Consider the following 23,277-nt stretch of genomic DNA (forward strand, 5'->3'; position numbering starts at 1 on the left):
CGGCCCCTTCATGCTTCCACCCGCACTTCGCGGAACATGCCCGTTTCCATGTGGTACAGGAGATGGCAGTGATAGGCCCAGCGACCGAGTGCTTCGGCGGTGACGCGGTAGGTGCGGCGCGTGCCGGGCGGCATGTCGATGGTGTGTTTGCGCACCTGGAAGTCGCCGTTTTCGTCTTCCAGATCGCTCCACATGCCGTGCAGGTGAATCGGGTGGGTCATCATCGTGTCGTTGACCAGCACCAGGCGGATGCGCTCGCCGTACTTCAGCCGCAAGGGCTTGGCGTCGGAGAACTTGATGCCGTTGAACGACCAGGCGAATTTCTCCATGTGCCCGGTCAGGTGCAGTTCGATTGTGCGGCTCGGGTCGCGGCCATCCGGGTCTTCGAAGGTGCTGCGCAGGTCGGCGTAGGTCAGCACGCGACGGCCGTTGTTGCGCAGGCCGAGGCCGGGGTCGTTGAGTTTGGGCGCGGTGGTCATGGCTTGCATGTCGACCAGAGGATTGTTTTTTTCGCTGTCAGGATGGGATTGCATCGGGCCCATCGCCGAGTGATCCATGGTGCTCATGTCCATCGAGCCGTGATCCATGCCGCCCATGCCCATGTCGTCCATGGTCACCAGTGGGCGCGGGTCCAGACCCGGTACGGGCGCAGATAACCCGGCGCGAGTGGCGAGCGTGCCACGGGCATAACCGCTGCGATCCATGGCCTGGGCAAACAGGGTGTATGCCTCGGCGTCCGGCTCGACGATGACGTCGTAAGTCTCGGCCACGGCGATGCGCAGTTCATCGACGCTGATCGGTTTGACGTGCAAGCCGTCCGCCGCGACTACGGTCATTTTCAGTCCGGGAATGCGCACGTCAAAGTAGGTCATGGCCGAGCCATTGATCAGGCGCAGACGCAGTTTTTCCCCGGGGCGAAACAGGCCGGTCCAGTTGTTATCTGGCGCGTGGCCATTCATGAGGAAGGTGTAGGTGGCGCCACTGACGTCGGCAATGTCGGTGGGATTCATGTTCATTTCTGCCCACATCTTGCGATCGGCCACGGTGGCGCCCCAGCCTTTTTCGCTGACGTCCTCGATGAAATCGCCGACGGTGCGCTTGTGGAAGTTGTAGTAGTCGGATTGTTTTTTCAGGGTTTTCAGCAGACTGGCCGGATCTTCGTCGGTCCAGTCGCTAAGCATCAGCACGAACTCGCGGTCGTAGTGGAACGGCTCAGGGTCTTTGGCGTCGATCACCAGCGGGCCGTAGACGCCGGCCTGTTCCTGCAACCCGGAATGGCTGTGATACCAGTAGGTGCCGTTCTGCCGCACCTTGAATTGATAGACGTACACGCCACCCGGTTCGATGCCGTGAAAGCTCAGGCCCGGCACGCCGTCCATGTTCGCCGGCAGCAGAATGCCGTGCCAGTGAATCGAGGTGCTGGCGCTGAGCCGGTTGCGCACCCGCAGCGTCACGGTGTCGCCTTCGCGCCAGCGCAGCAAAGGGCCGGGCAGGCTGCCGTTGATGGTCATCGCCGTGCGTGGGCTGCCAGTGAAGTTGACCGGGGTTTCGCCGATGAACAGCTCGAAGTTGCTGCCGCTCAGTTCATGCAGTTGACCGGGCGCATTGAGCGCCCAGACCGGCGTGCGCCACAGGCCCAGGCCACCGAGCAGGCTGCTGGCGGCGAGGCCTTTGACGAAGGTGCGTCGTGATGGGTTGGAAGGCATGCGCTGGAAATCCCCGTTTAACTCATGACGGGGAGGCTAACCAGCGCCAGCTTTCAGTTGGCTGAGGCGGGGATTACAGTTTTGACAGGTTTAACGCGGCAAACGTCCCGAGATCTATGCACATTCCACCCTCGGACTTCCAGTTGGCAGTGCTCGCTTTGGCTTTGTGTAACAGCGGTAGCCATTCGTGCAGCGCTCCCAGATTGTTTTTGTAGCCTGGGATATGACTGGCGCTCACATACTGCATGAACTCGGCTTGCCCGGTAGCCGAGTAGAAGACTGGCTCATTGGCGCCGTCCTCTTCTGCAAAGCAGAACTGCTCGCCATCGTGATAGAAGCTGATGAAGTGTGCATGCTGCGGGATATCGCTCCAGCTCTCCCAGCCAAATGCCGGTTGCCCTTGTTCCGTCGACTTCTGCGCCAGAGCCTTTTTGCCTTTGGTGGACATATCGTGAATGTCGACAGTGACAAACCAGCGTTCCGAGCCGAAAGCTTCAGGGTTTTTCAGGGCCGCCGCGATCAGCGAGTCTGGCTGTGTGTCTTGCGCCTGCCGGAATTTTTGCCGGGCTGTCCAGGCCGCTTCGATTTGTTTGAAGTAGGCACTGTCGACATCGATGGCATCCGACTCAGACCAGCGTTCAGCGAACCAGCGTTTTGCGTCCTGTATCGCTACGGTATCGTCCGTCAGGATGCCGAGTTCAATCCAGTGATTGGCTGCTTGACCTTCAATGCCCAAGCCATTGGCTGACGCGTTGGCGCTTCCCACGATCATTTCGTTTTCGCCAATGTAAGCCTTGGCATGGAGTCGAGGGAGGCTGCGAATGTTCGCTGGATGCAGTTGGAGCAGTTGCCTGACCACTGCGGGGTTGGTCGCCCCTGCAGACAAGTCGAGGAGAATGCGGACGTCTCCACGGCGTTGATCCAGACCCAGTTCCGTTATGGCGCGCTCGCCCCAAAAGGCGACGGCAATGTCCAATGAACCTTTGACTTCGCGCGCCCATTGAGCGAGTTGTTGCTGGTTTTGAATCAGTCGTGTCATCAGTACAACTCTAAGAGGTTAATAGAAGGTCTGCCGGGGCTGTCGATCCTAGAGGCCAAGCCCTTCCTGCACGACCTGCAGCAAGTTGTTTTCGGTCAGGGCGATGGCATCCAATTCCTGCCCGGTTTCGACGGTTTGCAACCACCAGTGGCTTTCGTGGTGTTCATCGACGGTTCGCAACAGATAAGTGTTTCTTTCCGGCAAGGTAATCTGCACCCGCCCGGCGCCATCTTCGGTAAACCGCGCAATGGGATCGAATGTCAGGCTTCGATCATTGGCCTCGATCACCAGTTGATCAATTGCGTAGTCATGCGCCTCACCATCCGGTGAAGTTTCGCAAACATGCGTAGGATTTCGCCGAATCTTCAGTCCTACTTCGGTGACGGGCTGCAACCACGCCTCAATGCGGTGGTACAAGTCATACACCTGAGCAGGCCAGCAATCGATTTCCAGTGCCGCATCCGCGTGGGTATGCCGGGTTTGCTTGAGTTTGGCGGCGAGTTCGTCTGCTTTACTCATTTTGGTTCCCTAGGTTTGGTGGCTGCCTGTTAATCGTAGACCTTTCAACGGCGTACGGCTTTGCCTTGCGTCATGCGCTTGCAACACAAGCGTGGCGAAATCAGCGCTGGCCAAGTCGGTCAGGATCGAAAACCATGGACGCAGGCGTCCCAAAGGAGTGGGTATATGAAAAAGCTGTTTACAATTTTGGCGGTGATTGCGCTGACGGCCGGTAGCATCGGTTTGAGTTCGGCGCGCCAATCACAGTCCAGCAAGGCCCAGGCAGAATCGGTGGCGGGGGTGTTTGATTACTACCTGCTGGCGCTGTCCTGGTCGCCGACCTTTTGTTTGACGCACAAAGATGACTCGCAGTGCACTGGCAAGGGCTATGGCTTCGTGCTTCACGGTTTGTGGCCGCAATACGCCAAGGGTGGCTGGCCGCAATCCTGCCCGCCGCTGACCACCTTGAATGCGGCGGAAACCAGCAAAGGCCTGACACTTTTCCCGACCAAAAAACTGCTCGACCACGAATGGTCCAAACACGGCACTTGCAGCGGCCTCGGCGCAATGGGTTATCTCGATGAATCGGACAAAGCCGTTGGCGCGGTGAAAATCCCGCAGGAACTGCAACCGTTCAGCTCCTCGTATTACTTCGAGGCGCAGGAAATCGCTGACCTGTTCCGTAAGGCCAACCCGGGGATTCCGGCGGATGGCATCGCGGTCATTTGCAGCGGCCCGGAACTGTCGGAAGTGCGCGTGTGCATGGGCAAGGATCTGCAGTTCGGTGCGTGTGGCAAGGGTGTGAAAACCCAGTGCCGCGCGGGGGATATTCGGGTGCCGCCGGCGCGCTAAGCTGAGCGGTTTCCACGTATCAAAAAGGCGCCCGATCGGGCGCCTTTTTTGGTCTGAAGGTTTGAAGCCCCCGGCGAAGTCCCGCATGCTTGCGCCCCCGAAAGGATGACCTCGTTACATTGCAAGGAGCTGTTCATGAGCGGAAAACCCGCCGCCCGCGTCACCGATCCAACCGCCTGCCCATTGCCGGGACATGGCACCCATCCCATTGTCAGTGGCTCCCCGAATGTGAATTTCGACGGCTTGGCGGCTGCGCGGATGACTGACAAATCCGCCTGCGGTAGCCCGATTACCGGTGCTGTTGCGTCGACGGTGTTCATCAACGGTTTGAACGCCGCGACACTGGACAGCACCGGTGGGCACGGCAACGTCGTCATCGGCGGTTCTGGCACGGTCATCATCGGTGACACGGTGACGTCGGCTCCCTTCAGTGGTTTGCTGCCGATGCCGGTGCATTTCACTGACAGGTTGAAACTGGTCAATGACGTGACCGGTGAGCCCATGCCTGATCATCCCTACGTGATTCAGCGCGCTGACGGACGTCTGGAACATGGGGTGTCTGACGCCAACGGATTTACTCACCAAGTCAGCTCGCACCTGCCTGAAACCATCAAGTTGTTTTTGGAGGAGTGAGGCATGGCTGCTGAAACGATAACGTGCGCGAAGGGCAACAATTACAAGCTTCACAAGGAACATGCGCTGACGGACAAGAAGGATGTCAGTGACAAGCCTGTGCCGGTGGAGAGTACCAAGGCGATTGTGGTTTTTATCGGAGGTGCGGGAGATAAGGAGAGTTATTATTTTTCTGGGCCTTATGAAAACATCCAGGATGCACGACGTGCATTTGATAGGCGCACTGAGACATTAAAGGGAGAAGGAAAATATAAATCGGAATGGTTGGGTTACAACGAAGTCAGAGGAAAGCAGGACATTCAACGGCACGTGCTAAGCCTTATTCCGTATAAAAGCTGTCCCGTCTATATCGTGGGCCATAGCCTCGGCGGCTGGAATGGTGCGCACCTGTCCAGAATAATGTCGGATTGGGGTTACAGGGTTCAGATGCTGATCACCCTGGATCCTGTGGGTGAAGGGGCTCTGGTTTGGCTGGGCTCAGACATTTATCGCAAACGTCCCGCGCCAGTTTCGGTTGATTGGATCAATATCAAGGCAACACCTTCCAAGAGAGACCCATCAGACGGAGTCGCGGACTTCGGGGAAAAATGGATTATCTCCTGCGGACCGTCACTTAACGTAAATGTCGACACGAATCATGCTAACGCTCTGGGATTGCTAAACGCCCCAATCGCTGATGGTAAGTCTGCAAGTGACTTGCTGTTTGACTCAATCATGAAGGAGTTTTCGTGATGTTCAGGTTTTTCCTTTGCGTGGTTCTCGCTGTCTGTTCGGGATGTGCAAAGGACCATTTACAGCCTCCGGCAAATTTGAGTTATGTGTCCGTAGATAGGTCGAGTCCCCTTTTATATGTCATCAAATATCAATCCGATGTGGATGTTTTGAACCTGTTTGGCCGAGGCGAAAGGCAAGGGATGGCTTCGGGGACATTGAGATGCGCGTTAGCGGATGACCACGATTTTTCGGTTGGCAAAGCTATTCAGTTTTCTGCAGTGGGGCTGGTAGATTCTGATGTGCGCGAAAACGGCAACTCCAAATTCTCCTTTTCGACCAGTACATTTATCACTGAAACCTCCAGCAACCGAAGTACGGAGAGGGATCTGTCAGCGGCAGAACTGAACCAACTCCTCTCCAACAAACAACAAATCCCCTGCAAAGTCGTCGTCACCGCCTACGGCTACAAACCCTACTACTCAAACACCATGAACATTCCCGTCGCGGACCTCCTACGGGAAATCAACAAACCCCAATGATAAAAACGGGGGGATTTCAGGCAAATCCCCCCGCACCCACCCCCAACTCCCCACGCAAAAACTCCACCAGACCGCGCTGCAACCCGCTCAACACACCGTCCCGACTAACCAACGCCAACTCCGTCGACGCCAGTTCCGGCAGATCCGTACACACCTGATGCTCAGGCAACACCGCCGACACTGGCAGCACTGACACCCCCAACCCTGAGGCCACTGCCGCTTGAATCCCGGTCAGGCTGTGGCTGCCGAACGCCACACGCCACGGTCGCTGGGCAACATCGAGCAAACGAATGGCGCGCTGCCGATACAGGCAGCCCTGCGGAAACAACGCCAACGGCAACACGCCAGTGGACGAATCAAACTCCGCACCTTTGACCCACACCAGCCGCTCCGGCCAGGTCGCCCACGCCGGGCCGCTGTCGGGTTCGCGTTTGATCAGGGCGATGTCGATGTCGCCGGCATCGAGGCGCTGGCGCAGATCGAGGCTCATGCCGCTGAGGGTTTCCAGCCGTGCTTGCGGATGGCTGCGGGTGAAGCCGGCAAGGATCAGCGCCATGCGCCGCGCGTCGAAATCTTCCGGCATGCCGATACGGAGGATTTCCAGGTCGAGGTCACTGGCCAGCGCTTCAGTTGCTTCTGCCGAAAGCGCCAGCAAACGCCGCGCATAGTGGATCAGCAGTTCGCCGTGTTCGGTGACGGCGACATTCAGCCCGGTACGGTCGCGCAGCAGCAAAGCGTGGCCGACCAGCTCTTCGAGTTTGCGCACCTGCTGGCTGACCGTCGATTGGGTGCGGTGCACGCGATCGGCGGCGCGGGTGAAGCTGCCTTCGTCGACCACGCAGACAAAGGTTTTCAGCAGTTCCAGATCCAGCATGGCAGTGCTCTCGATAGTGGTTATTCAACTGACGATTGGCTATTTATTTAATTTCACACTATCACCGAGCGCTCTTAAGCTGAAGTCCTTACCCCGGAGGACTCGACCAATGACACTGACTCACACACCGCGCCCGCAATGGCTGACCTTCGATTGCTACGGCACGTTGATTCAATGGGACGAAGGCCTCAAAGCCGTCGTCGGGGAAATTCTCAGCGAGAAGGGCGAGCATCAGATCGATGTCGGGCAGCTGATCGACGTCTATGACCGCCACGAACATCGCCTCGAACAGACCCCGCCGCACCGTTCGTTCCGCGAGCTAAGCACCCTCGGCCTGCAATTGGCCCTGGAAGAATTGGGCCTGCCCAGCCTGCCCGAAGACAGCCAGCGTCTGGCCGCCGCGATCCCGAAAATGCCGCCGTTTGCCGAGGTGATCGAGACCCTGCGTGAATTGAAAACCATGGGTTTCAAACTGTGCATCGTCTCCAACACCGACGACGACATCATTGCCGGCAACGTCGCGCAACTCGACGGCTACATCGACCGGGTGATCACCGCGCAACAGGCCGGTGCCTACAAGCCGGCGCCACGGCTCTTCGACTACGCTCATGAGCAATTGGGCGTCAGCCGCGCAGCGGTGGTGCACATCTGCGCGAGCCCCATGCTCGACCACACGGCGGCGCGGGACATGGGTTTTCGTTGTGTATGGATCGATCGCGGTACCGGTCGCCAGTTGCTGCCGGACTATCGCCCCGACGCCATCCTCAACCGCCTCGATCAAGTGTTGCCGCTGTTCAAATCCCTCGGTTGGTAACGGAGAAACGTCATGGCTCACACCCTGGCCGCCAGTGCGCAGGCTGCACGTTTGACAGCGCTGAACCTCGACACAGAAGCGATCATCACCGCACGCACCGAGCTGGCGGCATGCTTTCAATTGGCCGCGTTGCATGGCCTGGAGGAGGGCATCTGCAATCATTTTTCGGCGATGGTGCCGGGGCATGACGATCTGTTTCTGGTCAATCCCTATGGCTATGCCTTCGCCGAAGTCACCGCGCAGAATCTGCTGGTTTGCGACTTCGACGGCAATGTGGTTGAAGGCGAAGGCCATCCGGAAGCCACGGCGTTCTATATCCACGCGCGCCTGCACAAACAACTGCCGCGAGTGAAAGTCGCGTTCCACACCCACATGCCTCACGCCACGGCGTTGTGCCTGCTGCAAGGGCCGCCGCTTTTGTGGCTGGGGCAGACCGCGCTGAAGTTCTATGGGCGCACGGCGGTAGACGAGGATTACAACGGTCTGGCGCTGGACGCGTCAGAAGGCGACCGCATCGCCAGTGTCATGGGCGATGCTGACATTCTGTTCCTGAAAAACCACGGTGTGATCGTTGCCGCGCCGACCATCGCCGAAGCCTGGGACGACCTCTATTACCTGGAGCGCGCCGCGCAGGTGCAGCTGCTGGCGATGGCCACGCAACGGGAGCTGAAACCGGTGCCCCACGCCATTGCACAGCGGGCTTATGAGCAGATGCGTGAGGGCGATGCGCAAAGTGCGCGGGCGCATCTGCACAGTGCGATGCGGCGCCTGGCCCTTCATAACAGACTAACCCTAAAGAGGCATCGAAAATAAATCTGCGAACAGCGATCATCCAAATTCGCTGCGCGCCGATATACCTGGGCGGGAGCGGGGCGTTTGCCCCGTAGATTCCGGTGGGCTACGCTCACAAACATAAGGGTTTCCCTGCTGGCGCCCTTGTCGTACCTGCCCAGGACTTGCTTTTGCCTATCCCCATTCACGATCCACATCAGGCCCCCGGAGGCACCCTTAAACGCCTGCCGCTACGCAAAGCGGCTGTGCTGTTTATCGTTGCGGTGGGGTTGTGCCTGTCCGGTTTGCTGTACCTGCAACTGGAGCAGTCGCGACGCCAGGATCTGGCGGTGGCAAAAGTCGCGTCGAGCAACCTGACCCGGGCGATGGCCCAGCAGGCCGAGGACACCTTCCTGGCTGCCGATCTGGTGATGACCAGCCTGGTCGACTGGATTCAGGAGGACGGTTACGGCGCCGCGCAGAAGCCGCGTCTGCAGAGAACCTTCGCCCGGCGCGTGCAGCAACTCGATCAGCTGCACGGCATGTTCCTGTTCGATCGTGATGGGCAGTGGGTGATTACCTCGTTTACTGATCTGCCCCGTGGCAATGGCGTGGCGGACCGCGAGTATTTCAAATTCCACCAACAGAACGCTTCGACGCTGGCGCACATCGGCCCGGCGATTCGCAGCCGCGAGAACGGCGAGTGGATCATCCCGATTTCCAAACGCGTCAATGATCACGCCGGCAATTTTCAGGGTGTGTTGCTGGCCGGGATCAAGATGTCGTACTTCGACCGCTTCTTCGAAAGCTTCAGCCTCGATGACCAAGGCATCATGTTTCTTGGCTTGAGCGACGGCACTTTGCTTGCCCGCCGTCCGTTTGATGAGAGCCTGATCGGCACGTCGCTGGCGCAAGGACGGATTTATCGCACGTTGCTGCCCGAGGCGGCGGCCGGCACGGCGATGATCAATTCGGTGGTCGATGGTGTTGTGCGTTTGTACGGTTATCGACGCTTGTCGGCGTATCCGTTGGTGGTGTCGTCTGCGACCTCGCGCGACACGATTCTCAAGGGCTGGTACGAGCGTGCGTTCCAGTCGAGTGTGATTGTCGCGCTGGTGATTCTCGGCGTCGGCCTGTTTGGCTGGGTGTTCATTCACCAAGTGCGCGACGGCGAACGGATCGAAAAAAACCTGCGCAAGGCCCAGCGCGCACTGGAGCAGATTGCGACCCACGACAGCCTGACCGGATTGGCCAATCGACGTTTGTTCGAGCGTTCGCTGGAGATCGAATTTGCCCGGGGCGCGCGGCAGGTCAGTCCGGTCAGCCTGATCATGCTCGATATCGATTTCTTCAAACGCTACAACGACGCCTATGGCCACGTCGCCGGGGATCATTGTCTGACCCAGGTTGCTCAGGTGCTGCGGGCGTGCTGTCAGCGCAAATCCGATCTGGCAGTACGTTACGGTGGCGAGGAGTTTGCGGTGCTGTTGCCGGACACCGACATCAACGGCGCGCTAGCAATTGCCGGGCAGATTCGGCGCAGCGTGATCGACAAGCACATCACCCATAGCGGCTCGCCGACCGGTTATCTGACGGTGAGTCTGGGCTGCTATTCATTTATCCCGAGCGGCAATGACAGCCTGGAAGTGTTTATCCAACGCGCCGATGCGGCGCTGTATCAGGCGAAAAATGCCGGGCGCAATCGCGCAGCGGTGTTATCGCTGGATAGCGGCCTGGCCGAATTGATGCGCTCCGATCGCTGAACTACACGTTTTACCCTGTAGGAGTGAGCCTGCTCGCGATGCCGGTGTGTCAGCAAACAGTTGCATAACTGACAAATCGCCATCGCGAGCAGGCTCACTCCTACATTGGATAGCGTACTTATTTGGGATGGCTCTTGTTCGTTCAGCCGCCAGTGCCACCGCCCGCACCGCCAGTGCCGCCGCCGGCCGAACCTGTGCCGCCGCCAGCCCCCGAGCCCGAACCGCTCGCGCCACCATTGGTGCCAGTCCCGGATCCCATACCCGAAGAACCGCTACCACCGGAAGGCGCTCCCGGCGTGTTGTCTGGCGGCGTGGTGGTGCTGGTCGGTCCGCCGGATTTGGTGCCGGTAGCGTCAGCGCCGTCGTTGACGGCGAAGCTCGCGGTCGATGCCGTGGCCAGCAACCCGGCGAGTAATAACGAAGTGAGTTTGCGCGTGATCATGATCCGTCTCCATAAAGGGTCTGTACCTGATATTGGTCTGACGCGCAGAACCCTTGGTGCCGGGTGGCTGACGAGTGGTCAACAGCGAAACCTAGTGGCCTCCTGATCTTCGGCAATATTGGCTATTTGTCGAACCGGGTGTGAGGGCTAACGTAGCCACACATTCACTTGCTACCCGGAGCTACCATGCAACCTCGTGCCGATTTCTACACCGCGTCCCCAGACGCCTTGAAAGCGATGATGGCTTTGGAAACGGCGGTGTCCAAACTGCCGCTGGAAAAGACCCTGATCGAGTTGGTCAAGCTGCGCGCTTCGCAAATCAACGGCTGCGCGTTCTGCATCGATATGCATACCACCGATGCGATCAAGGGCGGCGAAACCCCGCGCCGTTTGTTCGCGGTCACCGCTTGGCGTGAAGCGCCGTTCTTCAGCGACCGCGAACGTGCCGCGCTGCTGTGGACCGAATCGCTGACCCAACTGAGCCTGACCCACGCACCGGACGAAGATTACGACGTGGTTGCAGCGCAATTCACGCCCAAAGAAATGGTCGACCTGAGCGTGGCGATCAACACCATCAACAGCTGGAATCGTCTGGCGGTGGGCTTCCGCAAAATCCCACAGGCTTAAGCTGCCCACAATCCTCTGTAGGAGCTGCCGAAGGCTGCGATCTTTCGACTTTGCTTTTAAAAGACAAGATCAAAAGATCGCAGCCTTCGGCAGCTCCTACAGGGGCCGGGAAAACTTCAGAAAGCTGGATCAATGCCCATCCGCACTCGGCGCCGCCGGTGGTTGCACCTTGCGCATCAAGGGCACCATCGCGGTGGCGATGACGAAGCATGCCCCGATCATCAAAAAGGTGTCGCCGTAGGTCTGGGTTTGCGCCTCGCGGTAAGTCAGCAGCCACAACTGGCGCAGGCTGGCGGTGACACCGACGTCGCCACTCTGGCCCAGCGCTGCAAGGTTGCCGCCGACTTGCGACAGCCACTGATTCATCGCTTCATTGCTGCTGTTCAAGTGTTCGGCCAACCGCGTGAAGTGCAGGTTGGTGCGGTCATTGAGAATGGTCGCGCACGCCGCAATACCAATCGCCCCGCCCAGATTGCGCATCAGGTTGAACAAACCCGAAGCATGCTTCAAACGGGAGGGCGCCAACCCACCCAAAGTCAACGTCACCGCCGGCGGCACCGCCAGTTGCTGGGCAATCCCGCGCAACGCTTGCGGCAGCATCAATTGCCCCGCACCCCAGTCGTGGGTGATCGGGCTGAACTCCCACATCGACACCGCGAACAAACCCAGACCGATCATCATGATCCAGCGCAGGTCCATGCGATTGGCCAGAAAGGCATACAGCGGAATCGCCATGATCTGGAACACGCCAGTGGAGAAAACCGCCAGACCAATGTCCAGCGCGCTGTAGCCGCGTACCCGGCCGAGGAACAGCGGCGTCAGGTAAATCGTCGCGAACAGGCCGATGCCGGTGACAAACGAAAAGAAGCAGCCGAGGGCGAAATTGCGATCCTTCAAGGCGCGCAGATCAACGATCGGATTGGCCACGTGCAAGGTCCGGCCGATGAAGGCCAATCCCGCGAGGCCGCTGATCCACGCCGTGGTCAGAATGGTCTGGTCGCTGAACCAGTTCCAGCGCGGGCCTTCTTCGAGGGTGTATTCCAGGCAGCCGAGAAACAGCGCGAGGAACACCATGCTCAGGTAGTCCGCGCCTTTGAGCAGGGACAATTCCGGCTGGTCGATTTTCACCAGCATCGGTACCGCTACAGCGACGAAAATCCCCGGCACCAGGTTGATGTAGAACAACCAGTGCCACGAAGAAATATCAGTGATCCAGCCACCGATTACCGGTCCCAAGGTCGGTGCCAATGACGCAACGGCGCCGATGGTTGCTGCAGCGATCACCCGCTGTTTGCCGGTGAAGAAAAAGAACGCCGTGGTGAACACCAGCGGAATCATCGAGCCGCCGAGAAAACCTTGCAGCGCCCGAAAGGCAATCATGCTCTGGATGTTCCAGGCGACGCCGCAGAGCAGGCTGGCGAGGGTGAAGCCGACCGCCGAAGCGCAGAACAACCAGCGCGTGGAGAACACGCGCGACAGCCAGCCCGACAGCGGAATCACGATGATCTCGGCGATCAGGTAACTGGTCTGCACCCACGCGGTTTCATCGGTACCGGCGGACAGCCCACCGCCGATATCGCGCAGCGACGCCGAGACGATCTGGATATCCAGCAGCGCAATGAACATGCCGATGCACATGGTCGCGAAGGCGAACACCTTGGTCGCGGTCGCCATGTCCGCCGCGTTGAATGGCTGCGCCGGGGCGGCGAGGGTGGTGCTCATGGCGCGACGGCCACGGCGCTGGTTTCCGGTTGCGCACGGGTGTCGACTTCTGCCGTTACCGAGAGGCCCGGACGCAAGTGACCGAGCACGCCGTCAGCCGGGTCGAGGAGGATCCGTACCGGCACCCGCTGGACGATTTTGGTGAAGTTGCCGGTGGCGTTTTCCGGCGGCAGCACGCTGAACTGCGAGCCGGTCGCGGGGGCGAGGCTGTCGAGGCGACCGTGGAATTCCTGGCCGGAGAGCACGTCGGCACGGATGCTTACGCGCTGCCCGGGTTTCATCCGCGCCAATTGGTCTTCCTTGAAGTTGGCATCGACCCACAAGCCGCTGGCCGGCACCACGGACAACTGCTGTGAACCGGCCTGCGCATAGGCGCCAACCCGTGCGCGGCGATTGCCGATCACCCCATCGAACGGTGCGCGCAGTTCGGTGTAGCCGAGGTTCAGTTGCGCCAGATCACGTTCGGCCCGGGCTTGTTGAAGGGCGGCGCGGGCCTGTTGTTTCTGGGTGTCGATCACCGCCAGTTGGCGTTGCGCGGCGAGCAGTTCGGCCTGGGCGCGGGCACTGAGGGCTTGCGCTGTTTTGAAGGTCGCGTCGGCGCGTTGTGCGCTTTCCACCGATACCGCATTGGTCGTCACCAGGCGTTTGTAGCGCGCGTTGTCATCCCGCGAGCGTGCGGTTTCTGCGCCAGCGGCGTCGATGCCGGCGCGGGCCTGACCGATCACCGCTTGTTGCAGTTGTTCGGTGGCGTCGAGGTTGGCCAGCAGTGCTTCTTCGGCGGCAACGGCGCCTTCGGCCTTGGCGAGGTTGGCGCGATAGTCGCGGGCGTCGAGGCGGATCAGCACATCGCCGGCCTTCACGTGCTGATTGTCGCTGACCAGCACTTCGTCGATGTAACCGGCGACTTTCGGGCCGATCACCGTGACGTCGCCACCAATATAGGCATCGTCGGTTTCTTCAAGAAAACGCCCCGCGCCCCACCAGTGCATGGCGTAAATACCGGCGAAAATCAGCGCGAGCAATCCTGCGCCCGGAAGCAAAACGCGTTTAAGCAGGGGCGGCTTGGTCTTTACCACAACAGGTTCGAGGGTGGGCATGCTGGTCATGGCGGATTACCTGCGTAAGCGGATCGTTATTACGGCTGTAATATGACGTAGGTAATATTTAGTGGCAAATTATTTCTGGTGCCAATCGTCAGTTGTTCACTTGAGCCAGTGGCCCGGTGTGCTGCCGGTCATGGTTTTGAAGAAGGCGATGAAAGCGCTGTCGCTGGCAAAACCCGATTCGAACGCGCAGTAACTCAGGCTGCGCCCGGTGGCGAGCAATTCCATCGCGCGCATCAAGCGCCACTGCTGGCGCCATTGCTGATAACTCATGCCGGTTTCGCGCTGGAAGATTCGCCCAATGGTGCGGCTGCTGGCGCCGACCTGCTGCTCCAGTACTTGCAACTCTGGAGGCAGACGTTCAGGCGTTTTCAACAGTGGTGCCAGGCGCTTGTCCTGAGGTAACGGCAGCAGCATCGGTTGCTGCGCCGCTTCAGCGATTTCGCTCAGACACAGGCCGAGCAAGTGGGAGAGTTTGCCCTGCTGCCAATCGCTGGCGAAATCCGCCAGCGCCATCGGTTCCAGCACCGCACGCAACAACGGGCTGACTTCAATCACGCAGACCTGCTGCGGCAATGCGCTGCACAGCTCGGGGATCAAGTAGATCGAGCGGTAGTCGACGCTCTGTTGCATCACCGCGCGATGGCTAACACCCGGTGGAATCCACGCCGCCCGCGACGGCGGCAGCAGGCACAGTTGCTGCGCCAGGGTAATTCGCGTGCAGCCTTGGCGCGTGTACAGCAGTTGCCCGCGTTGATGGCGGTGCAAGCCGGAGTCGTGATCGCTCAAAGTCGAGGCTATGCCAATCACCGGTGCCTGAAAGCGATCTGCGTCAAACGTTGCGTGGGCATCAAGCCAGGCCATGGGTTGTCCGATTTTAGCGATTAGTTGGCAGGGTTCGGATAATACGTCACTCACCGATTCTTAAACTCCTCGGCGGTTTATGCGAGGAGTGATGAAGAATGAACAACAGACATTTTCTGTGGCTGGCGATTGCGTTGCTGATGTTTCCGCAGATCGCGCAAACCCTGTACAGCCCGGCGCTCGGTGATATCGGGCGGGTGTTTAACGTTGGCCCGCAAGCCGCCGCGCAGACGTTGTCGGTGTATTTCCTCTCGTTTGCCGTCGGGGTGGTGGTGTGGGGGCGTTTATGTGATCGCATCGGTCGGCGCCCGGCGATGCTCGCAGGCCTGGCAATCTATGCGATTGCCACGCTTTTAGGCCTGCGGGTCGGCAGTTTCAACGGCTTGTTACTGGCGCAGATGTTGGCGGCCTTCGGTGCGGCGGTGGGTTCGGTGGTCACGCAGACCGTGTTGCGCGACCGCTTTAAAGGCGCCGAACTGGCGCAGGTGTTTTCCTTGGTGGGCATCGCGCTGGCGGCCAGTCCGGCGATTGGCTTGTTCAGTGGCGCCAGCCTGGTGCAGGCCTTCGGGTATCGCGGTGTGCTCGCCGCGTTGCTGTTGCTGGCCACGCTGTTGTGGCTATGGAGTTGCTATAGCTTGGCGGAAACCCGCCCAGCGTCCACTGGCCATGTGGCTCTGTTCGAAACGCTTGGGCGCATGTTGCGCGACGCGGGAATCTGGCGCTCGGCGCTGTGGATCGCCTCGTTCAACGTGGCGTTGTTCAGTTATTACAGCCTCGCTCCGTTCATGTTTCAGCGGTTGGGCGTCAGTGCCAGCGCTTTCGGTTACAGCGGCGTGATCCTCGCGCTGGGCTCAGGTTTTGGCGCATGGCTGAACCGGCGCTTATTGACGGTCGGGTTCAAGGCATTGCAGTTGATTCGCCTCGCGGCTGGCATCGCCTTGCTTGGTGGTGTGGGCGTGTGGTCGCTGCAGGGCAGTGTCGCGTTCGTGCTGCCGATGCTGCTGGTGGTGTTGGCGTTTGGCCTGGCGATCCCGAACATTCTCGGTTCGGCCCTGGCCGATTACGCTGATCGATTGGGCACTGCCGGGGCGTTGTTGGGCTTGATGTATTACCTGCTGATCGGCGCGGGGCTGATGCTCGCCGGCTGGTTTCAGGCCCTCGGGGAAACCCTGATAACGTGCAGCGCCGTGGCCTTGCTGCTGACAATAAAGCCAGGCAAAGCAATTGTTTAAGAAATGTAAGCGCTGTAGGAAGCGTCTTGCTTTTGTGTGGGATGGCTCCGACTATCACGATCATTGATGACATGGCATTACGCCATTTGATGATCGCAAGGAAGTTGCGTGCCGTTTCCGTTTCGCGCTGTTTTTCGCCGTGGTTCCCCGCTTTGCCCGCTGCTGTCGGCCTTTGTGTTGAGTGTCTGTGCCTCCTCGATTGAAGCTGCCGAACCTGTCGCGCCGGGCCAGGAAGTGCTGCGCCAGCAGCAACAGCAGCAGCGCGATCTGCAACAACTGCAACTTGAGCAAAGAAAGCGGCAACTGGAACGCGGCGCGTTCGGCCCGGCGCCGGTCACCCCGGCCATCCCGCCAACCGTCACCGCCGATGAACGTTGCTGGCCGTTGAGCGGTGCGCGCATCGGCGGCGTCACGCTGATCGACAGCGACAAACTCAACGCGCAGATCAAACCGCTGCTGGCGCCGTGCATGGGCGTCGGCCAGATCAATCATCTGCTGGCGACCATCACCGCGATCTACGTCGACAAGGGCTATATCGCCAGCCGCCCGTATTTGGTCAGTGCACCGGCAGCGGGGCAGTCGCTGGATATCCGCATTGACGAAGGTTACATCGAGTCCATCGAACTGGCCGATCAGAGCCAGCCGGTGTCGCTCGGGGGCGCGTTTCCAAACATGCTCGGCGAGCCGCTGAATCTGCGCGATCTGGAGCAGGGCCTCGATCAACTCAATCGCCTGCGCTCGATCGATCTCACCGCCGACATCGCCCCCGGCAGCCAGCCCGGCGCCTCGCGGATCATCCTGCGGTCGCGCACCGCCGCGCATTCGCGCTGGGCCTTGAACGCGGGGTTCGACAACCTCGGCAGCGCCAGCACTGGACGTGATCGCGACACCGTCAGCCTGAGCCTCGACAGCCCACTGCAACTCAACGACTTGTTAAGTCTCAGCGCCAGCGACACCCTCAATCAGGGTGACCGCTACAGCCGCAATGCCAGCCTGTATTACGCGATCCCCTACGGCTACTGGACCTACAGCGTGTTCGCGAGCCACGCCGAATATCGTGCGCCGTTCAAACTGCCGAGCGTGACCTTTCACAGCACTGGCATCACCGATCAGGTCAGCCTGCGCGCCGACCGTGTGTTGTGGCGCGACCAGAGTCGTCAGCTCAGCGCCAACCTGCAACTGGCGCACAAGGATGTCGACAGCTACTTGCAAGACGTTCGCCTCGGTATTCAAAGCCCGACCCTGACCGTCGCCGAAGCCGGGCTCAATCTGTTCTGGCTCGACCGCGCGGTGTGGAACCTTGACGTCAATTACGCCCAAGGCCTGCACTGGTTTGGCGCCGACGATGACTCACAACATCAGATCAACAACCTGCCCAAGGCGCAGTTTCGCAAATACCGCGCCGGCCTCAGTCAGTGGCGCAATGGTCAGCTTGGCGCGCAGGCCTGGCAGTGGCAGAGCCAGTTCAACGTGCAATACAGCCCGGACCCGTTGCCAGCCATCGAACAATTGCTCGGCACCGACGACTCGGCGGTGCGCGGCTATCGGGTCAGCAGTGCCTCCGGCGCCAGCGGCGCGATCTGGCGCAACACCTTGCGCCTGCCACTGCGCAGTGAATGGTCGCTGCAGATCACCCCGCGTGTGGGCCTCGACCACGGCTGGATCAAGGCCGATCACGGCGCGCAGGGGCAACGCCTGAGTGGTGCCAGTGTCGGCCTGAATCTGGGCTGGAAGAACCTGCAAGTGGACGTCGATTACCAGCGCGCCCTCAACACCCCGAACGGTCTGCAGCACGAGCCTGAAACCTGGCTGATGCGGGTGGGCCTGCAAATCTGAACAACGCAGTGAATAAACAGCCGTCGGATCTGAGCGCGTCAGCCACGGCCAAAGACTAAACGCGCGACGTGATGCCGTACTCACATGGAGACGTTTTTATGCCAGCACACACCTTTGCATTTCATCTTTCCCCTCGGGGTAAATTGCGCTGGGCGATTGCCAGCCTGTTCTTCGCCGTGCACCTGCCGAGCGCGCTCGCCGGCGGTGTCGTGGTCGCACCGGGACCCGGCGGCACCGCGCAATTGCAGACCCAGGGCGGTGTGCCCATCGTCAACATCGTCGCGCCCAACGGTTCGGGCCTGTCGCACAACCAGTTCCTCGACTACAACGTCGACCGCCAAGGCCTGGTGCTGAACAACGCCTTGCAGGCCGGGCAATCGCAACTGGCCGGGCAACTGGCGGCTAACCCGCAATTGCAAGGGCAGGCGGCGAGCGTGATCCTCAACGAAGTGATCAGTCGCAACCCGTCCGCGATCAACGGTGCGCAGGAAATCTTCGGCCGCGCAGCCGATTATGTGCTGGCCAACCCCAACGGCATCTCGGTCAATGGCGGTAGTTTCATCAATACGCCGAATGCCAATCTGGTGGTCGGTCGCCCGGAATTGAATGACGGCAAACTGCAAAGTCTGAACAGCCGCGATGCCAGCGGTCAGTTGCAGATTCAGGGCGGTGGCCTGCGCAACGGCGAGGGCTCGATCAACCTCATCGCGCCGCGTATCGACAGTCAGGGCGCGATCACTGCGCGTGATCAATTGAACCTCACGGTGGGACGCAATCAGGTGGATTACGCCAGCGGTCAGGTGAAAACCGTGGATCCGGCGGGCAACACGTCTGATCAACGCATCGACGCCAGCCTGTTCGGCGCGATGCAGGCCGGTCGCATCAATATTGTCAGCACCGCCGAAGGCGCGGGCGTGCGGGTGGGCGCGGTACAAGTCGCCGGGCGTGACGGCGTGCAGATTCGTTCGGCCGGTGACCTCAGTGTCAGCGGTGAGGCCGTGGCCAACAGCCTCGACGTGACCCGCGCCGGTATCCGCAGTAGTCAGGGCGACGTCGGCTTGCACAGCGGCAAGGATCTGACGTTGGCCGCCACCGACGTCGCTGGTCGTGACGTCACGCTCGACGCCAAACGCAACCTGACTTTGTCCACCGTCGAAAGCCGCAAGCTTCAGGAAAAACGCGAAAATTGGAACAACAGCACCATCGGCATTACCTGGGAAACTTACGATCGCACCCAGACCGACAGCGAATCGCGTCAGCACGGCAGCCAGATTATTGCCAGCCGCGACGCCAAGTTGTCGTCCGGCAAAGACACCGAACTGAAAGCCGCGAAAGTCGAAGCCGCGAATAATCTGAGCGTGCAAAGCGCTGGTGATCTGCGCCTGACTGCCGCTACCGAAAGCCATACGCAGACCGATCAAGGCAACCACCGCAAACACCTGTGGAAAGCCGACTGGAACAGCAGCAGCGAAGAACAGCGCAGCGTCACCAGCCAGTTGAAGGCTGGCAATATCGCCCTGCAAACCGCCGCGCTGTTGCGCTCCGAAGGCGCTGAGTTGAGCAGCGCCGGCGACCTGCAACTGGCCGGCAAACAAGTGGAAATCGCCACCGCCACACGGACTAATCGCAGCAGCGACAATCGCTATTCGGGTGATTTGGTCGGCGGTGGTTTCTTCGGCAAGACCGGCGATGCCGACAAGGGCAAGACCCAGCATCAGGGCAGCAAAATCAACGCCAGCGGCAAACTGATCGTCAAGGCTGACGATGTGCGCATCAGCGGCAGCCAGGTGCGTGGCGGCACCGACGCCAGCGTGATCAGCGATAAAGGTTCGCTGATCATCGACGGCGTGCAGGACTCCTCGCACAGCAACAACCACGACAAGGACAGCAAGTTCTTCGGCATCACCAAGGACGAGTCGCGGCAGAACAGCCAGGACAGCAGCACCGTGCGCAGTGAACTGGTGTCCGACAGCAACCTCGAGCTCAAGAGCGCCAAGGACATCGAGGTGGCTGGCTCGACGGTCAAGGCTGACGGTGCGCTGACAGCCGACGCGGCAGGCGACGTCAATGTGCACTCTGCACAGAACACTCACGACAGCACTGACACCACGCAAACCCGTGGCTTCGATGCGTACGCCAAAGAGCAAACGCCAGAGCAGTATCGCGCCGGGATTCACTACGAAGACAAACAGCAAACCGTCACTAGCAACGACGTCACCCATCAGGGCTCCAGCCTCAGCGGCGGCAGTGTGCAGGTGAAGGCGGGCGGTGACGTGACGCTCAAAGGCGCGCAAGTGAAATCCACTGCTGGCGATACCACGCTGAGCGGCAAAAACGTCTCGTTGCTCGCGGAAGCAGACAGCCATAAAACTTCGACCGATACCTCCAGCACCGGCGGTGGTTTCTACTACACCGGCGGCCTCGACCGTGCTGGCAGCGGCGTCGATTTCGCCCACAGCACGGCTCAGGATTCCACCAGCAAAACCACCGCGCGATCCACCAGTGTGCAGAGCAGCGGCGGCCTGACGATCAATGCCGACAAACTCGCTACCGAAGGTGCACAACTCAAGGCCGGCAACGGTCTGAACGTCGCCGCCAACGAGATCGACAACCGTGCGGCCAGCAACACTGACAGCAGCACGCATAGCGAGAGCAACTGGTCGGCGGACATCGGCGCCAACGTCGAGTACAAGGACATCGCCCGGCCGATCGCGGGCGCGGTCAAAGACGTGCTCAACGGCAAGGTGCCGGACAAGGACTCGCTGGCCAATCTCGGTCAGCCGAACGTCGGTATCGACGTTGCGGTGGGTCACGGCAGCGCCAGCAAAACCGAGCAAAGCAGCAACGCTGTGGTCAGCCGATTTGACGGCGGCACTGTTGATGTGAAAACCACCGGCACGCTGCACGACCAAGGCACCCAGTACAACGCCAGCGCCGGCCAAGTGAACATCAGCGCTGACAAACTGCTTGCCGACGCTGCGAGCAACACGCACAACAGCAGCGCTAACGCGGTGGATGCCAAGGTCGACGTGCGCGTCTACACCAAGACCGGTGAAGACGTGAACGTCGCTGGCAGCGGCGCGGGTGGCAGCAGTGCGTCGAGCAAGGACAGTTCCACCGCCGTCGTCGGCGCTTATGCCGGCAGCCAGGGTGTGAACATCAAGATCGGCGGTGATGCGCAGTTCGAAGGCAGCCGTTTCGACGGCGGGCAGGGCGGTGTGAGCATCAACACCGGCGGTGATCTGGCGCTGAATCAGGCCAACGACCGCCAGAGCAACAATGACAGCAGCCTGCGCGGCAATGGCTCGCTGACGGTCGGCACCTTGCCGGGCACCGATGGCACCAACGTCGACCTCGGCGCCGGTTTCCAGCTCGATCACACCGGCAAGCAAAGCACTGATACCCAGGCTCACGTTGCGAGCATCAGCGGCAACGGTCCGGTGCAGTTGAGCAGCGGCGGCAATCAGCTGCAGCAAGGCACGAAAATCGACAGCGCTGGCGCCATCGATCTGCACGCCGACGGCAAACTTGATCTGCAAGCAGCCACCGACACCCACACCGCCAGCGGCAGTAATCTCGGCGGTGGTTTGAAGGGCGGCGGCAGCAAAACCAGCAGCGAGAAGAGTCGTGATCAGGGCGGCAATCTGAGCGGCAATTTCAATATCGGTCGGGTCCACGAGCAGTCGCAGACCCTCACCGGTGGCCAACTCAACAGCCAGAACGGCATCGTCTTGAGCGGTGATTCGATTCACCTGCAAGGCACGCAAGTCAGCGCACCGACCGTCAGCATCGACGCGCAGAAGGGCGGCTATGTGCAGGAATCGGCGCAGTCCACCGACCACCGCAATAACTGGAATGTCGCGCTCAACGCCGGCGGCAACCTGAGCAGCAAAACCCCGACCGCCGCAGATGAGAAGGCCAGCAGCGATCACGGTTTCAATGCTGGGGCGAAAGTCGGTGTGGATTACTTGCAAGGCAGCACCCAGCAGAACAGCCAGATCAAGGCTGACCGCGTGGTGTTGAACAGCGCCGCTGATGCACAGCTGGCGGGTGCGCGGATCGACGCGAAAACTGTCAGCGGCAAGGTCGCGGGTGATTTGACCGTCGAGAGCCGTCAAGACTCGAGCAACCACGCCAAGGTCGATGTCGATCTGGGCCTGACCGCGAAGAAAAATCCACCGAGCGAAAAAGAGAAGCTCGCCGGCACCGACTACAAGCCGACGCTGAACGCGCAGGGGGAATATGCGCACAAGAACAGCGTGGCGCAGGCGTCCGGGATCAGTGCCAGCCAAGGCGTGAACCTCGCAGTTGGCGGCGCGACACAACTGACCGGCGCGCGGATTTCGGCGACGCAAGGGAAGGTCGATCTGGGTGGTTCGAAGGTCAGCAGTGCTGATCTGAGCAACCGCGATTATGACGTGAAGGCAGGCCTGGATCTGCCGCATAAAGCTGAGGAAAACGCACCGAAGGTTTCCCTGGAAAACGGCAACCTGAAAGTCGGGCCGGTTACCCTTAGCGGGCATCTGGACACCCAGACCCTGCAAGCCGGGATCGACGAAAAAGGCTGACTCACTGGCCAGTGATGGATGCACTTGAACCCGCATCCACCACCAAACCCTGTGGGAGCGAGCCTGCTCGCGAAAGCGTCCATCCAGTCAATGCAATGAGTGACTTATGTACCGCCTTCGCGAGCAGACTCGCTCCCACTTTGGTTTTGCGCCGGGCGTTAAAACTCGACTATCTTGCGCCTCTTAAATGCCATGGAGGCAAACAATGAAAATAGCATCCGCCGTTTTACTCGGGACTTTGCTGATCACTCAAACATCCGTGTCCTTCGCGGATAACAGCAACGGCAAAAATCTCTATTCGCAGCGCTGCGCTGTGTGCCACGGCGCCGATATAAAGGGCACCGGGCCGCTGGCGCACAAAAGCAATCCGCCCACACCTGACCTGACAACCTCCGCGTTCAAAAAACGCCTGAATGAATACCCGGGCGTGATTGTGTCGTCGATCATCCTTCGCCCAAACGGCAACCTGATACCGAAAACGCTAAAGGAAAACGGGGTAAAAATACCGCCGCACGCCTGGAGTGTTAAGGATCTGCGTGATCTCCATGAATACATGAGTGGGGTGATTTCGATAAAACGCTGAGCTGCACAGGTGACCCGGACGGTCGGTCGAGGAATCCATTGCTTCGCCTTAATAGGAAGCATTACTATTCATGCCCCTTTCCTCAGCACGCCGCCAA

General features: G+C 60.0%; 20 protein-coding genes. 12 read left to right on the forward strand and 8 right to left on the reverse strand.

What is annotated here, in order from left to right:
- Window positions 1-8 precede the first annotated feature (8 nt).
- From CKW26_RS25060 to CKW26_RS25070, 3 genes are all read right to left on the reverse strand, one after another.
- Window positions 9-1,706: a copper resistance system multicopper oxidase gene (locus CKW26_RS25060; RefSeq protein ID WP_095050549.1), complete on the reverse strand. Its 1,698-nt coding sequence runs from the start codon at window positions 1,704-1,706 to the stop codon at window positions 9-11.
- Window positions 1,707-1,779: 73 nt separating this feature from the next.
- A complete protein-coding gene (locus CKW26_RS25065) occupies window positions 1,780-2,745 on the reverse strand; it encodes a phospholipase D family protein (protein WP_095050550.1) in 966 nt (321 codons plus the stop codon).
- 48 nt (window positions 2,746-2,793) lie between these two features.
- Entirely contained in the window at window positions 2,794-3,264 is a 471-nt protein-coding gene (locus CKW26_RS25070; protein ID WP_095050551.1) for a hypothetical protein, read from the reverse strand.
- A 165-nt stretch (window positions 3,265-3,429) separates the two neighbouring features.
- Here CKW26_RS25070 and CKW26_RS25075 point away from each other — a divergent pair, with 165 nt between their 5' ends.
- The 4 genes from CKW26_RS25075 (at window position 3,430) to CKW26_RS25090 (ending at window position 5,981) form a co-directional block, all read left to right on the forward strand.
- Complete coding sequence (locus tag CKW26_RS25075; protein ID WP_095050552.1) at window positions 3,430-4,095, forward strand: ribonuclease T2; 666 nt, start codon at window positions 3,430-3,432, stop codon at window positions 4,093-4,095.
- Between the two features lie 135 nt (window positions 4,096-4,230).
- Window positions 4,231-4,728 carry a PAAR domain-containing protein gene (locus tag CKW26_RS25080; RefSeq protein WP_095050553.1) on the forward strand — a complete coding sequence of 166 codons (498 nt, stop codon included), beginning with the start codon at window positions 4,231-4,233 and terminating at the stop codon, window positions 4,726-4,728.
- Window positions 4,729-4,731: 3 nt separating this feature from the next.
- The gene (locus CKW26_RS25085; protein WP_095050554.1) at window positions 4,732-5,460 is read left to right on the forward strand and encodes an alpha/beta hydrolase; all 729 of its coding nucleotides are present in this window, start codon (window positions 4,732-4,734) and stop codon (window positions 5,458-5,460) included.
- Window positions 5,460-5,981 carry a hypothetical protein gene (locus CKW26_RS25090; protein WP_095050555.1) on the forward strand — a complete coding sequence of 174 codons (522 nt, stop codon included), beginning with the start codon at window positions 5,460-5,462 and terminating at the stop codon, window positions 5,979-5,981. The genes CKW26_RS25085 and CKW26_RS25090 overlap by 1 nt, the downstream gene beginning before the upstream one ends.
- A 16-nt stretch (window positions 5,982-5,997) precedes the next feature.
- On the opposite strand, the gene CKW26_RS25095 is transcribed toward CKW26_RS25090, so the two are convergent.
- Window positions 5,998-6,855 (reverse strand): LysR substrate-binding domain-containing protein, encoded by an 858-nt coding sequence (locus tag CKW26_RS25095; RefSeq protein WP_095050556.1) that lies wholly within the window; start codon window positions 6,853-6,855, stop codon window positions 5,998-6,000.
- A gap of 109 nt (window positions 6,856-6,964) precedes the next feature.
- Between CKW26_RS25095 and CKW26_RS25100 the strand changes: the two genes are divergently transcribed.
- The 3 genes from CKW26_RS25100 (at window position 6,965) to CKW26_RS25110 (ending at window position 10,203) form a co-directional block, all read left to right on the forward strand.
- Window positions 6,965-7,669, forward strand: coding sequence for a haloacid dehalogenase type II (locus CKW26_RS25100; protein WP_095050557.1), 705 nt, complete (start codon window positions 6,965-6,967; stop codon window positions 7,667-7,669).
- Window positions 7,670-7,681: 12 nt separating this feature from the next.
- Window positions 7,682-8,482, forward strand: coding sequence for an aldolase (locus CKW26_RS25105; RefSeq protein WP_095050558.1), 801 nt, complete (start codon window positions 7,682-7,684; stop codon window positions 8,480-8,482).
- Between the two features lie 149 nt (window positions 8,483-8,631).
- Window positions 8,632-10,203: a diguanylate cyclase gene (locus tag CKW26_RS25110; RefSeq protein ID WP_093433809.1), complete on the forward strand. Its 1,572-nt coding sequence runs from the start codon at window positions 8,632-8,634 to the stop codon at window positions 10,201-10,203.
- Window positions 10,204-10,345: 142 nt separating this feature from the next.
- On the opposite strand, the gene CKW26_RS25115 is transcribed toward CKW26_RS25110, so the two are convergent.
- Window positions 10,346-10,645, reverse strand: coding sequence for a hypothetical protein (locus CKW26_RS25115; RefSeq protein WP_093433811.1), 300 nt, complete (start codon window positions 10,643-10,645; stop codon window positions 10,346-10,348).
- A gap of 186 nt (window positions 10,646-10,831) precedes the next feature.
- Here CKW26_RS25115 and CKW26_RS25120 point away from each other — a divergent pair, with 186 nt between their 5' ends.
- Complete coding sequence (locus CKW26_RS25120; protein ID WP_095050559.1) at window positions 10,832-11,272, forward strand: carboxymuconolactone decarboxylase family protein; 441 nt, start codon at window positions 10,832-10,834, stop codon at window positions 11,270-11,272.
- 129 nt (window positions 11,273-11,401) lie between these two features.
- Here CKW26_RS25120 and CKW26_RS25125 read toward each other — a convergent pair whose 3' ends face one another.
- The 3 genes from CKW26_RS25125 to CKW26_RS25135 form a co-directional block, all read right to left on the reverse strand.
- The gene (locus CKW26_RS25125) at window positions 11,402-12,994 is read right to left on the reverse strand and encodes a DHA2 family efflux MFS transporter permease subunit (RefSeq protein WP_095050560.1); all 1,593 of its coding nucleotides are present in this window, start codon (window positions 12,992-12,994) and stop codon (window positions 11,402-11,404) included.
- Window positions 12,991-14,100 carry an HlyD family secretion protein gene (locus CKW26_RS25130; RefSeq protein ID WP_095050561.1) on the reverse strand — a complete coding sequence of 370 codons (1,110 nt, stop codon included), beginning with the start codon at window positions 14,098-14,100 and terminating at the stop codon, window positions 12,991-12,993. The genes CKW26_RS25125 and CKW26_RS25130 overlap by 4 nt, the downstream gene beginning before the upstream one ends.
- A 96-nt stretch (window positions 14,101-14,196) precedes the next feature.
- Window positions 14,197-14,961: a helix-turn-helix transcriptional regulator gene (locus CKW26_RS25135; protein WP_095050562.1), complete on the reverse strand. Its 765-nt coding sequence runs from the start codon at window positions 14,959-14,961 to the stop codon at window positions 14,197-14,199.
- A 98-nt stretch (window positions 14,962-15,059) separates the two neighbouring features.
- Here CKW26_RS25135 and CKW26_RS25140 point away from each other — a divergent pair, with 98 nt between their 5' ends.
- From CKW26_RS25140 to CKW26_RS25155, 4 genes are all read left to right on the forward strand, one after another.
- Entirely contained in the window at window positions 15,060-16,193 is a 1,134-nt protein-coding gene (locus CKW26_RS25140; RefSeq protein ID WP_095050563.1) for an MFS transporter, read from the forward strand.
- A 108-nt stretch (window positions 16,194-16,301) separates the two neighbouring features.
- Window positions 16,302-18,029, forward strand: a complete 1,728-nt coding sequence (locus CKW26_RS25145) for a ShlB/FhaC/HecB family hemolysin secretion/activation protein (RefSeq protein WP_095050564.1) — start codon at window positions 16,302-16,304, stop codon at window positions 18,027-18,029.
- A gap of 98 nt (window positions 18,030-18,127) precedes the next feature.
- Window positions 18,128-22,597, forward strand: a complete 4,470-nt coding sequence (locus CKW26_RS25150; RefSeq protein ID WP_095050565.1) for a hemagglutinin repeat-containing protein — start codon at window positions 18,128-18,130, stop codon at window positions 22,595-22,597.
- A gap of 205 nt (window positions 22,598-22,802) precedes the next feature.
- A complete protein-coding gene (locus CKW26_RS25155; protein WP_095050566.1) occupies window positions 22,803-23,180 on the forward strand; it encodes a cytochrome c in 378 nt (125 codons plus the stop codon).
- Window positions 23,181-23,277: the final 97 nt, after the last annotated feature.

Origin of the sequence: Pseudomonas sp. Irchel s3h9, assembly GCF_900187475.1 — a bacterium.
Classification (GTDB): domain Bacteria; phylum Pseudomonadota; class Gammaproteobacteria; order Pseudomonadales; family Pseudomonadaceae; genus Aquipseudomonas; species Aquipseudomonas neuropathica.

Coding starts and splice junctions, on each gene's coding strand:
- CKW26_RS25105 (WP_095050558.1), top strand. CDS start 7,682: ATGGCTCACACCCTGGCCGCCAGTGCGCAGGCTGCACGTTTGACAGCG.
- CKW26_RS25090 (WP_095050555.1), top strand. CDS start 5,460: ATGTTCAGGTTTTTCCTTTGCGTGGTTCTCGCTGTCTGTTCGGGATGT.
- CKW26_RS25060 (WP_095050549.1), bottom strand. CDS start 1,706: ATGCCTTCCAACCCATCACGACGCACCTTCGTCAAAGGCCTCGCCGCC.
- CKW26_RS25130 (WP_095050561.1), bottom strand. CDS start 14,100: ATGACCAGCATGCCCACCCTCGAACCTGTTGTGGTAAAGACCAAGCCG.
- CKW26_RS25125 (WP_095050560.1), bottom strand. CDS start 12,994: ATGAGCACCACCCTCGCCGCCCCGGCGCAGCCATTCAACGCGGCGGAC.
- CKW26_RS25080 (WP_095050553.1), top strand. CDS start 4,231: ATGAGCGGAAAACCCGCCGCCCGCGTCACCGATCCAACCGCCTGCCCA.
- CKW26_RS25070 (WP_095050551.1), bottom strand. CDS start 3,264: ATGAGTAAAGCAGACGAACTCGCCGCCAAACTCAAGCAAACCCGGCAT.
- CKW26_RS25135 (WP_095050562.1), bottom strand. CDS start 14,961: ATGGCCTGGCTTGATGCCCACGCAACGTTTGACGCAGATCGCTTTCAG.
- CKW26_RS25085 (WP_095050554.1), top strand. CDS start 4,732: ATGGCTGCTGAAACGATAACGTGCGCGAAGGGCAACAATTACAAGCTT.
- CKW26_RS25075 (WP_095050552.1), top strand. CDS start 3,430: ATGAAAAAGCTGTTTACAATTTTGGCGGTGATTGCGCTGACGGCCGGT.
- CKW26_RS25150 (WP_095050565.1), top strand. CDS start 18,128: ATGCCAGCACACACCTTTGCATTTCATCTTTCCCCTCGGGGTAAATTG.
- CKW26_RS25100 (WP_095050557.1), top strand. CDS start 6,965: ATGACACTGACTCACACACCGCGCCCGCAATGGCTGACCTTCGATTGC.
- CKW26_RS25115 (WP_093433811.1), bottom strand. CDS start 10,645: ATGATCACGCGCAAACTCACTTCGTTATTACTCGCCGGGTTGCTGGCC.
- CKW26_RS25155 (WP_095050566.1), top strand. CDS start 22,803: ATGAAAATAGCATCCGCCGTTTTACTCGGGACTTTGCTGATCACTCAA.
- CKW26_RS25120 (WP_095050559.1), top strand. CDS start 10,832: ATGCAACCTCGTGCCGATTTCTACACCGCGTCCCCAGACGCCTTGAAA.
- CKW26_RS25140 (WP_095050563.1), top strand. CDS start 15,060: ATGAACAACAGACATTTTCTGTGGCTGGCGATTGCGTTGCTGATGTTT.
- CKW26_RS25065 (WP_095050550.1), bottom strand. CDS start 2,745: ATGACACGACTGATTCAAAACCAGCAACAACTCGCTCAATGGGCGCGC.
- CKW26_RS25095 (WP_095050556.1), bottom strand. CDS start 6,855: ATGCTGGATCTGGAACTGCTGAAAACCTTTGTCTGCGTGGTCGACGAA.